Origin of the sequence: Streptomyces sp. NPDC059456 (assembly GCF_042750055.1) — a bacterium.
In the GTDB taxonomy this organism is placed as follows: domain Bacteria; phylum Actinomycetota; class Actinomycetes; order Streptomycetales; family Streptomycetaceae; genus Streptomyces.
The window spans coordinates 1-11,497 of record NZ_JBHYVA010000230.1; the positions used below are offsets into that span (position 1 = coordinate 1).

Genomic DNA, 11,497 nt, shown 5'->3' on the forward strand with positions numbered 1-11,497 from the left:
GGGGGCTGGTGCCGGCGGCATGCGGCAGACACGCCGTGTGACCAGTGGTTCACAGGTCGACCTTCGTTGCCTTCGGCCCCCAACTCACCTATGATCTTGGCCTGTTCACAGCTGCAACATCACATATGCTGACTCACACGGGGGTGAATGGCATGGTTGGTCGCTGTGTGGGTATCGGCGTGTCGTGCTCGGCGGCATTAGGTCCCGCTTCTTCCGGAGGCACGGCAGGCCTTCCTGACGGACACGGAAGCCCACCGGACGGGTGTGGGGACGGGTATGTCCTCTGACCCTCCCGCCACCGGAGCGTCGTGGATCCGGCGCAACCGGCGATGCCGTGACGCACGGATACGCCTCCTCTGTCTGCCGCACGCGGGCGGCACCGCCTCCTTCCACCATTCCTGGGCCTCGTGGCTGCCCGAGGGAACCGATCTGCTGTCCGTCCAGTACCCGGGCCGTCAGGACCGGATATCCGAGCCGTGCGTGTCGGCCATGGACGACCTGGCACCCCAAGTGGTCCAGGCCCTGCAACCCCACCTCGACGACGATTCCCCCCTTGTTCTCTTCGGACACAGCATGGGCGCCTGGGTCGCGTTCGAAGTGGCGCGACTTCTCGAGATGTCATTCGGCCGCCGCCCGGCCGGACTCATCGTGTCCGCCCAGATTCCGCCCCACCTGCCTCCGGAACGCGAATGGCCCGGCGAGAGCGACGACGAGCTGATCGCCGAACTGCGCAGGACCGGAGGCACGTACAGCGATCCGATGCTCCAGCCCGGACTCCGAGAGCTCGTGCTGCCCTCCGTCCGCGCGGATTTTCGTCTCGTGCGGCACTATTCGCCACAGCCTCTTCGCAGAATCTCCACACCTGTCACCGCCTTTGCCGGTGTTGACGATGCGGGCGTTCCCTGGAATAGGGTGGCCGAGTGGAAAGACGTCACGACGGGGACCTTCACGAGCCACACGTTCCCGGGCGGCCACTTCTACCTGCTGGAACATGAGCAGGAATTCGCACGCCAGATGAACCGTGCCGTCCAGCGGATGGCAGGCGACGGCGCGAACCATTCACACACCGGTCAGCATGCCGACGGTTGAGCCGTCAGGTCGGCAGTGAACGGGACACCGGGGGGAATCTTGAACGCGTTGGACCCCATCGCACGCGATGGGCTGCTGTACCTGTCGGCCGCCGACGTGGAACGCGCCGTCGGCTCCGAACGCACCCTCTTCGTGGAAGCCGTGGAGGCCGCACTGCGCGCCCAGGCCGCCGGCGACGTGGTGCAACCGCTCAAGCCCTACCTGCGCCGGCCCGACCGCCCGCACCCGACGGACCGCATCATCGCGATGCCCGCCTACGTGGGCGGCGAGGTCCACCTGTCCGGCATCAAATGGATCGGCAGCGCCCATGACAACCAGGAAGTCCGGGGCTTGCCACGGGCCTCCGCGGTGATCGTCCTCAACGACGCGGACAGCGCCTACCCCGTCGCGATCATGGACGGATCCGTCGTGAGCGCATGGCGGACCGCAGCGGTCTCCGCCGTGGCCTGCAGGTACCTGGCGCCCGAGGGCAGGCGCCTCGCCATCCTGGGAACCGGGCTCCTCGCCAGAACGCACCTGTCCCTCCTGTGCGAAACCTGGGACCGGCCCGAGGCGGTGGACGTCCACGACGTCTCCCCCCGGCAGGCGGAGGCCTTCGCGCACTGGGCCCGCGAGGAGCACGGTCTGACGGTCACCGTCCACGAGGACGCCGCGGGATGCCTGCGCGGCGCGGACGTCATCCTCGTGGTCACCACCGCCCCCGGGCCGTGGATCCCCGCCGCGTGGGTGCCGCGCGGTTCCCTGTTCCTGAACGTGTCGCTCGCCGACCCCATGCCGGACGTCGTCCTCGCCAGCGACAAGGTCGTCGTCGACTGCTACGAGCAGGTCATGCGCCCCGGGAAACTACTCCACACCATGGAGCAGCAGGGCACTTTCGGTCCCGAACGCTGCCACGCGGAGCTCGCGCAGCTCGTCACCGGCGCACGTCCGGGACGGGAGAAGCCCGAGGAGACCATCTTCTTCAACCCCATCGGACAGGCCGTCGGAGACATCGCCTGCTCGGCCGCCGTCTACGGACGGGCCGTCGAGAACGGCGTGGGTACTCGACTGGAAAGGTAACCCCTTTCGGTGAAAGAAAGAGCAATCGTGTCCGAAGCGAACGGTGCGGAACCCCCGCAACGGGCTTTCCTCGCATCACTCGGCGTCGTTCGCCGGATGCCCCGAACCTACCCCTTCGACCCCGGCTACGACGTTGCGACGGTGGTCTCCCACATCCGCCAGAGCCACTCCCTGATGGCGGGGCTCAAGCTGTCCATGGCCACCTGGCTGCTCATCGAGGACACCAGCCTCCAGGAGAAGATCCGGGCCGCCCGGGACCACGGGCTGCCGGTGACGGTCGGCGGAGGCATGTTCGAGATAGCCGTCGACCTCGGCCGGCTGGAGGAGTACCTCGACCTGTGCCGGCGGTTGAACGTCACGGGGATCGAGGCGGGTCAGGGATTCACCCGGTCCGACCCCCACCCGGGACGCGTACTGGAAGCCGCGACGGCCCGCGGCCTCACGGTCACCTACGAGATCGGCGGGAAGCACGACGGGGCGTTCGACGAGGAAACCACGAAGCGACTCGTCGCGGAGGGCGGCCGATGGCTCAACGAGGGTGCCACCCACCTCGTCGTCGAAGGCCGCGAGAACGCCGCGGACGTGGGGCTCTTCGATGCCCAGGGCCGGCTGAGCCGCGGACTCGCCGACACACTCGCCGATGAATTCGGACTGGACCGGCTCATATTCGAGGCGCCCACCAAGCCGAGCCAATTCGCACTGCTCAACCATTTCGGCGCCGACGTCGCCCTGGGCAATGTGCGGCTGGAGGAACTCCTCAGAGTGGAAACCTATCGGTACGGACTGCACAGCGACGCATACGAACGCTCTTTCCTCGCCAAGTGACATGGGCGACATCCGAAATTAATCGCTGGACCGCCGGACCCTGCCCGAACAAGAATGCATTCTCTGTGCCGTCATGGCCTGAAGGAAAGGAGCAACGGTGCTTCCTGCCGAGCGCGAGGCAAAAGTCCGCGAAATAATCTGCGATGTGCTCGAACTGGAGGAGGAAGAGCTGACCCCCGCCGGACGGTTCCGGGAAGACTACGGTGCGGACTCCATGAACGCCGTGGAAATCCAGAGCCAAATCGAGGTGGCGCTCGACATCGAAATCGCCAGGGATGACCTCAAGCGCATGGTCGACCTGGAGACGGTGCTGGAGATCCTCGAAACGGCCAGGGCAAGGTAGATGACGAGCACGGGGGACATCACGAACGGCCGGCGCCGGCGAGTGGTCATCACCGGCATGGGCGTTCTTTCGAGCATCGGCAACGGCGTCGGGCCGTTCACCGACGCGCTGCGGGCCGGACGCGCGGGCACCACGGACATCACCCGCTTCGACACCCGGGACTTCCCGCAGCGGCGCGGACACCAGGTGACGGACTTCGAACCCGGGGACTGGATTCACCACCTTCCCCTGGAGGACGTGGGACCCGCCGCGCAATTCGCCATCGCGGCAACCCGCATGGCCCTGTCGGACGCCGGACTGACCGCCTCGGAGTTGCACAAGCGACGACGCGGGTTCATCGCAGTCGGCACCACCGACGGCGGCGTACCTGACCTGGACGGCATCGTCGAGGCCGTGCTCCCCGGTGGCCTCGAAGACATGCCGACCGTCCTGGCCCGCCGCGTACCCGCATCCCAGCTGTCGGTGCACCTCGCGCGCGAGCTCGGACTCGGCAACGTCGAAGCCGTCTCGATCGCCACCGCCTGCGCCGCGGGGAACTACGCCATCGGCGCCGGACTCGACGCCGTACGGTCCGGCGAAGCCGACTACGCCCTCGTGGGCGGATCGGACGTGCTGTGCCGCAAGACGCTCGCCGGGTTCACCCGGCTCGGCCTCGTCGCCGAAGAGGAGTGCCGGCCCTTCGACGCCGGACGCGACGGTCTCCTGCTCGGCGAGGGAGCCGCCATGCTCCTGCTGGAGGACGCCGACTCCGCGCACGCCCGAGGTGCCCGCGTGTACGCCGAAGTGATGGGCTACGGACTGAACTGCGACGCCCACCACCCCGTCGCCCCCGAACGGGAAAGCGTGGCCCGCTGCATGCGCCTGGCCCTGGACGACGCCGGAATCAGCCCCGAAGACGTCGACCTCGTCTCCGCGCACGGCACCGGCACCCAGACGAACGACATCACCGAAGTGCAGGCCATGCACGACGTCTTCGGCGCGCGGCTGCCCCGCGCCACAGCCGTCAAGTCCATGATCGGACACACCATGGGCGCGGCCAGCGCCCTCGGCGCCGTGGCCGGCGCCCTCGCCATCCACCACGGCTTCGTGCCCCCCACGGCCAACCACCGGCACACCGACCCGGAGTGCGCCGTCGACTGCACGCCCAACCGGTCCGTCGAAGCGGACGTGCGGATCGTCCAGAACAGCGCCCTGGCCTTCGGCGGCAACAACGCCGTCCTCGTCCTCGGCAGCCCCGACGTCCGGCTGACCCCGCCGACGGCGCGCAACCCCCGGCAGGAGCAGATGGTGCAAGAGGAGCAGCCGTGCTGAGCACCGAGGCGGGCCGGCCGCAGCGCCCCGTGATCACCGCCTGGTCGGCCGTGTCGCCGTTCGGGGTGGGACGCGAGCCCTTCGAACGGGGCCTGGGGGCCGGCCACACGACCGCCCGGCAACCCGACACCGACACCTGGGGGATCGTCGCCGACCCGCTGGCCCATCTCGTACCGGACTTCGAGGTCCGGGAGGTACTGGGGAAGGCCGGGACCAGGGGGCTCGACCGCGCGACCGGCCTGGCGATCACCGCGGTGCGGGAACTGCTGCGGCACGCGCCGGACATCGTCGACGACAGCGGTCTCACCACCGGGATCGTGCTCGGTACCACCGCCGGCAGCGCACAGGGCTACGCAGACGTGACCCGTGCCTCCTTCGAAGGCCGACGCCCCCAGGACGTACCGCCCGTTGCCATCCCGAACATGGCGATGAACAGGGCGACTTCGGCCAGTGCCATCTTCCACGGCCTCCGCGGCCCGAACAGCACCCTCGCGGCCGGACGGGTGTCGGGCCTCATGGCCCTCGAACACGGCCGTCGGCTGCTCGCGCAGCGCCGCGCCGACCGTGTCGTCGTCGGCGCCACCGAGGAGTACTCGCAGGCCCGCTCCTGGCTGGAGCACCACCGGCGGCACGCCGGCGACGCGGACGCGGCACTGGGCGAGGGATGCGCCGTCCTCCTGCTGGAGCGACCCGACGGCATCGGCGCCGAGCGCACCGTCCTGGCCGAGGTGCTGGCCGTGACCTCGCGCATCGACGTGGACGGCGATCCGACCGCCGCCCTGCGCTCCTGCCTGTCCGACGCGCTCGACGCCGCCCAAGCCACCGCCGGGGACGTCTGGGCTGCCATGCCGAGCAGCTGCGCAGGGGCAACGGCGCCGGGAGAAGCCCGGCTTCTCGAGGAAACGTTCGGCACGGAGGCGGTTTCCCGGCCCGCTATCGGATCGCTGATCGGGGACACCTCCGCCGCCACGTCCGTCTTCCAGATCGCGGCGCTGCTGAGCACCGCACAGCACGCCGCCGCCGACCGCGGCCACGACGGCGACCGCCTGGCGCTGGTCAGCGCCGTCGACCCCGACGGAGCGGTGGCCTGCGCGCTCCTGCGCCTGCCGTCGTCCGGCCGCTGAACAACCCGGTGCACACAGCCGCACCGGGCACTGAGGAATCCGTTCTGCAAGGAAGGAAGACCCGATGGCCAACCCGTTCGAGGACCCCGAGGGCGTCTACACCGTTCTGGTCAACGACGAAGGACAGCACTCCCTCTGGCCCGCATTCGCCGTGGTGCCCGCAGGGTGGACCGTCGCCCACGACAAGGACACCCGACAGGCCTGCCTCGACTACATCAACGAGAACTGGGTGGACATGCGCCCGAAGAGCCTGGTGGACGCCATGGGCGACACCAGCTCCTGAAGACGCCCACCGATCTGACGCAATGAACGGAAGGCCCAACCGGGTGAGTACAGACCGAGAGCACGTCATCGCGACCGCGACCGACCCGGTGGTCCGCGAATTCCTGCGCATGGCCGACGACAGCATCGTCGCCGTACTGCCGTACGCGCTGTCCGTCGCCGCACACTTGGGCGTCGCGGACGAATTCAGCGACACCGAACGGAAGGTGGAGGAGCTGGCCGGGGCGCTCGACCTGTCGCCCGGAGCCCTGGAACGGCTCCTGCGGACCCTCGCCAGCTGCGGTTTCTTCACCGACCACGGTGAGGGTCTGTTCTCGCTCACCCGGCTGGGCCAACTGCTCCGGACCGATTCGCCCGTCTCGATGCGGGCGACCCTCACCAACGTCGACTCCTACCGCGCCTGGCTCGGAGCCGTCGACACCATCGCCACCGGACGGCCCGCCTTCGACAGCCAGTTCGGCGCCGGATTCTTCACCCACAAGGACAGCGACGGCCAGGTCGGCGCCACCTTCGACGAACGCATGCGGGAGCGGGCGGGCCGCCTCTACTCCGGCCTCGCCACGCTCCCCGCATGGAACGACACCCGCCGCCTCCTGGACATCGGCGGCGGCAAGGGCGCCGTACTCGCCTCCATCCTGACGGCCAACCCGCACGTCAGCGGCATACTCTTCGACCGGCGCAGCGTCGTCGAACGGGCCGAGGTCTCCGGTGAACTCGCTCCGCTGCGAGACCGCTGCCGGACCGCATCGGGCGACTTCTTCGAGGCGATCCCCGCCGGGGCCGACGCCCACCTCATGTGCAGCGTCCTCCACGACTGGGAGGACGAGGACGCCGTCACCATCCTGCGCCGCAGCCGCGAGGCACTGCCCGCGGACGGCCGGCTGCTCATCTGCGAGATGCTCCTTCCCGAATCGGGCGAAGCCCACCCCGCCTGGTGGAGCGACCTGGGAATGATGGTCGTCCTCGGCGGCCGCGAGCGCAGCCTGGACCAGTACCGGTCCCTGCTCCGGCGGGCGGGCATGCACCTCTCGGACGTCACCTGGCTCCCGGACTCGTTCTTCAGCGTGCTCGAAGCGAGACGAGACGACCGCTGACCGGCGGTCCACCGAGAGCGAGACACGGGCCCGACGGCGCCCGCCCCGGCACACCCCCGCACACCGGCGCACCGGTGCGCCGTCGTGCTGCCCGTTCCAGTTGTTGGCTTCAAGCGTGAGGTGATGAGGGTGTCCGAGGAGCAGAGCGAGCACACGGAACTGTCCACTGCTCAGACGGGAATCTGGTTCGGCCACCAGCTCGACCCCTCGGGACACGCCTACAACATCGCCGAGTACGTCGACTTCCGCGGCGACATCGACGTCGCACTGTTCCAGGAGGCCTGCCGACAGGCGTTCCGCGAGTCCGAAGCGCTGCACCAGCGGTTCAGCGAAGGACCGGAAGGCGTACGGCAGACCATCGACCCCTCCCTCGTCCCGGACGTCGGCCACATGGACGTCTCCGACCGGCCCGACCCGGAGGCGGCGGCACGGGAATGGATGCGCGCCGACCTCCGCCGGCCCGTGGACGTCCTCACCGACCGCCTCTGGTCGTTCGCCCTCTTCCGGATCTCCGACCGGCGCTACTTCTGGTACGCGAGGTTCCACCACCTCCTCATGGACGGCTACGGCGGCTTCCTGTTCCAGCAGCGCCTGGGAGACATCTACATGTCGCTCCGGTCGCCGGACACCCACGCGCTCGAAGCAGCCGTCCCGCGCGGGCTCGAGCCGCTCCGCGAGGAAGACCGCAAGTACCTCGCCTCGCCGAAGTTCACGGCCGACCGCGCCTACTGGCTCGACAAGTTCGCCGACCGCCCGCACCCGACGACACTCGCCTCGCGCGAGCCCGGCGTCAACGGACGCGTCACCCGGGTGACCACGCAGTGGGACAAGGCCGCCGACGACACGCTCGGCGACCTCGCCCACGAGCACAGGACGACACGCGCCGTCGTCTTCATCGCGGCCGTCTTCGTCTACCTCAGCCGCATGACCGGAGAACGGGACGTCCTGGTCGGCCTTCCCGTCACCGGCCGCAAGTCCGTACACGCCAGGAATACCGTCACCACCCTCTCCGACGTCCTCCCGCTCCGCCTGACCCTCTCCGGCGAGGAATCCTTCGCCGACCTCCTCGGCCGGGCCACCACCGAGGTGAATCAGGCACTGCGCCACCAGCGCTTCCGCTCGGAAGACCTGATCCGGGAGATCCGCGGGGGGAACCGGACCCAGCGCATCTGGAACGTCGTCGCCAACATCATCTCGTTCAACGACGGCATATCCCTCGGCGACCTCCACGGCGCCCCCCACAACCTGTCGAGCGGACCCGTACCCGACCTCTCCATCGTCGTCCGCGACCCCGACGACGGCCGCGGCCCCACCATCGACTTCGACGGCAACTCCGACCTCTACGACCGGCAGGAAGTCGCCTCCCACCAGACGCGGTACCTGAACCTGCTGGAGCAGCTCGTCGCGGATCCCGGTGCCCCCCTGCGCCAGGCCGACATGGTCGCACCGGACGAGCGCGAGCGGATCCTGCACACCTGGAACGACACGGACGTCGACTACCCGCACGACATCTGCGTCCACGAACTGTTCGAAACCCAGGCGGCACGCACCCCCGACGCCCACGCCGTCACCGACGGCGCCACCGTCTTGACCTACGCGGAACTGGACGCCGCCGCCGACCGCCTGGCCCGCCGCCTCCGGCGCGCAGGCGTCACCACCGAGTCACGGGTCGCCGTCCTCCAGGAGCGCTCCATCGGCGTCGTCGTCTCGTCCCTCGCCGTCCTCAAGGCCGGCGGCGTGTACGTCCCGATCGACCCGAACCAGCCGGCCGGCCGGTCCGAGTTCATCCTCCAGGACACCGCAGCCATGGCGCTGCTGACCGACCGGGACCCGCACGACATCGGCTTCACCGCCGACGCCCCGGTCATCCGTGTCACGGCCAGGGGAGAGGAGGACACGGCAAACCAGACGGAAACGACGCCCGGAACGGCAGGTACCGCTGCCGACCGGGGCACGGGGGCCGCCCCCGTCGACGACCGGGACGCCCCCGCCGCGCCACGGCCCACCGTCCACTCCGAGCAGCTCGTGTACGTCATGTACACCTCCGGCTCCACCGGCAAGCCCAAGGGCGTGGCCAACACCCATCGCAACGTCGTCCACCTGGCCGCCGACTCCTACTGGACCTCCGGCCGGCACGAACGCGTGCTCATGCACTCCCCGTACGCCTTCGACGCGTCCACCTTCGAAATCTGGACACCGCTCCTGACCGGCGGCACCGTCGTCGTCGCCCCGGCGGGCCCGATGGACGCCGCGGACCTCGCCAAGGTGATCACCGAGCAGAACGTGACCGGCCTGTTCGTCAGCGCCGGACTCTTCCGCGTCCTCGCGGAGGAGCACCCCGCCTGCTTCAAGGGCGTCCGCGAGATCTGGGCGGGCGGCGACGTGGTCTCGCCCACCGCCGTCCGCCGAGTCCTCGAAGCCTGCCCCGGCACGGTCGTCGCCAACGAGTACGGCCCCACCGAAACCACCGTCTTCTCCGCCGTCAACCCGCTGCGCGAAGTCGGCCGGGTGCCGGACAGCTCCGTCCCCATCGGCCGGCCCCTCTGGAACACCCAGCTGTACGTTCTGGACGAGGCACTGCGCCCCGTCGCCCCGGGAGTCAGCGGCGAGCTCTACATCGCCGGCGACGGCCTGGCCCGTGGCTACCTCAACCGCGCCGAACTCACCGCCGGCCGCTTCGTCGCCAACCCCTTCGGCACACCGGGCGCCAGGATGTACCGCACCGGCGACGTGGTGCGCTGGCTGTCCGACGGCACCATGGACTTCATCGGCCGCGTCGACGACCAGGTGAAGGTACGCGGCTTCCGCATCGAGCCCGGCGAGATCGAAGCGGTCCTGGCCGGGCACGCCCAGGTCGGCCAGGCCGCGGTGATCCTCCGGGAGGACACCCCCGGCGACAAGCGACTCACGGCCTACGTGGTACCCCCGGCGGGCACCGACCCCGTCGGCGTGAACACGGCGGCACTGCGCGCGTACGTCGCGGAGCGGCTGCCGGACTACATGGTGCCGTCGGCCCTCGTGGCACTGGACGCCCTGCCGCTGACCCTCAACGGAAAGCTGGACCGGCGGGCCCTGCCGGTCCCGGAGTACGCGGCGGTGGGCACCGGCCGCGGACGCGGGCCGCGGACACCGCAGGAAACCACGGTGTGCCGGCTGTTCGCCGAGGTCCTCGGCGTGGAATCCGTGTCCATCGACGACGGCTTCTTCGAGCTCGGTGGGCACTCGCTGCTGGCGACCCGCCTCGTGAGCCGGATCCGGACCGCGCTCGGCGTCGAGGTGAGCATCCGGTCGTTGTTCGAGGCCCCGACCGTCGCCGGGCTGGTGGAGCGGCTCGACGAGGGCGTTCAGGTCCGGAAGCCGCTGGAGCGGCGCGTGCGGCCGGAGGTCCTTCCGGTGTCGTTCGCGCAGCGTCGTCTGTGGTTCCTGGGCCAGCTCGAAGGTGCGTCGGCGACGTACAACGTCCCGCTCGTGCTGCGACTGACCGGCGCCTTGGACGTGGAGGCGCTGCGGGCCGCTCTCGTAGACGTCGCGGGCCGGCACGAGAGCCTGCGCACGGTGTTCCCGCAGGACGCCGACGGCCGACCCGGCCAGCGCGTCCTCGACGCGTCCACGGGCGTACCCGAGTTCCGTGTCGTCCCGGTTGCCACCGACCACCTCGCCGCCGCGGCGTTCGAGGCGGCTTCGACCGGCTTCGACCTGGAGCGGGATCTGCCGTGGCGGGTGAGCCTGCTGGAGGTCACGGATGCCCCGGATGAGTGGGTTCTGGTGATGGTGGTCCATCACATTGCGGCGGACGGCTGGTCGATGGCGCCGCTGGCGAAGGATCTGTCGCAGGCGTACGCGGCCCGTTGCCAGGGGGATGCCCCGGCCTGGGAAGAGCTGGCGGTGCAGTACGCGGACTACACGTTGTGGCAGCGTGAGGTCCTCGGGGACGAGGACGATCCGGACAGTGTGATCGCGGCGCAGGTCGCGTACTGGGAGCAGGCGCTGGCCGGTCTTCCGGAGCAGCTGGAGCTGCCGGTGGACTACCCGCGCCCTGCTGTTGCCTCACACGAGGGTGCTGCGGTCGGGTTCCGTGTTCCGGCGGAGGCCCATGCCCGTCTGGTGGAGCTGTCCCGGTCGTGCGGGGCGAGCATGTTCATGACGGTGCAGGCCGCTCTGGCGGTTCTGCTGTCGAAGATGGGCGCCGGGGAAGACGTCCCGATCGGGACGCCGATCGCGGGCCGTACCGACGACGCCGTCGATGACATGGTCGGGTTCTTCGTGAACACGCTGGTCCTGCGGACCGACGTCTCGGGCGATCCGACGTTCCGGGAGGTCGTGGAGCGGGTCCGGGAGGCGGACCTGGCGGCGTTCGCCCACCAGGACGT

9 protein-coding genes are annotated in these 11,497 nt (G+C 69.8%); all 9 read left to right on the forward strand.

Annotation, left to right across the window (positions count from 1 at the left end):
* Positions 1-276 precede the first annotated feature (276 nt).
* Positions 277-1,089, forward strand: a complete 813-nt coding sequence (locus ACFXA3_RS20825; RefSeq protein ID WP_385188723.1) for a thioesterase II family protein — start codon at positions 277-279, stop codon at positions 1,087-1,089.
* 48 nt (positions 1,090-1,137) lie between these two features.
* Positions 1,138-2,148 (forward strand): 2,3-diaminopropionate biosynthesis protein SbnB, encoded by a 1,011-nt coding sequence (gene sbnB, locus ACFXA3_RS20830; protein ID WP_385188725.1) that lies wholly within the window; start codon positions 1,138-1,140, stop codon positions 2,146-2,148.
* 96 nt (positions 2,149-2,244) lie between these two features.
* A complete protein-coding gene (locus ACFXA3_RS20835; protein ID WP_385188727.1) occupies positions 2,245-2,973 on the forward strand; it encodes a phosphosulfolactate synthase in 729 nt (242 codons plus the stop codon).
* 97 nt (positions 2,974-3,070) lie between these two features.
* Positions 3,071-3,316 carry an acyl carrier protein gene (locus ACFXA3_RS20840; protein ID WP_385188728.1) on the forward strand — a complete coding sequence of 82 codons (246 nt, stop codon included), beginning with the start codon at positions 3,071-3,073 and terminating at the stop codon, positions 3,314-3,316.
* Positions 3,317-4,627: a beta-ketoacyl-[acyl-carrier-protein] synthase family protein gene (locus ACFXA3_RS20845; RefSeq protein ID WP_385188730.1), complete on the forward strand. Its 1,311-nt coding sequence runs from the start codon at positions 3,317-3,319 to the stop codon at positions 4,625-4,627.
* Positions 4,621-5,751, forward strand: coding sequence for a beta-ketoacyl synthase N-terminal-like domain-containing protein (locus ACFXA3_RS20850; protein WP_385188732.1), 1,131 nt, complete (start codon positions 4,621-4,623; stop codon positions 5,749-5,751). Before ACFXA3_RS20845 ends, ACFXA3_RS20850 begins: the two co-directional genes overlap by 7 nt.
* A 64-nt stretch (positions 5,752-5,815) precedes the next feature.
* Positions 5,816-6,034: an MbtH family protein gene (locus ACFXA3_RS20855; RefSeq protein WP_053691587.1), complete on the forward strand. Its 219-nt coding sequence runs from the start codon at positions 5,816-5,818 to the stop codon at positions 6,032-6,034.
* 43 nt (positions 6,035-6,077) lie between these two features.
* Positions 6,078-7,127 (forward strand): methyltransferase, encoded by a 1,050-nt coding sequence (locus ACFXA3_RS20860; RefSeq protein WP_385188734.1) that lies wholly within the window; start codon positions 6,078-6,080, stop codon positions 7,125-7,127.
* A gap of 129 nt (positions 7,128-7,256) precedes the next feature.
* On the forward strand, positions 7,257-11,497 hold a 4,241-nt coding region (locus tag ACFXA3_RS20865; RefSeq protein WP_385188736.1), incomplete at its 3' end, for an amino acid adenylation domain-containing protein.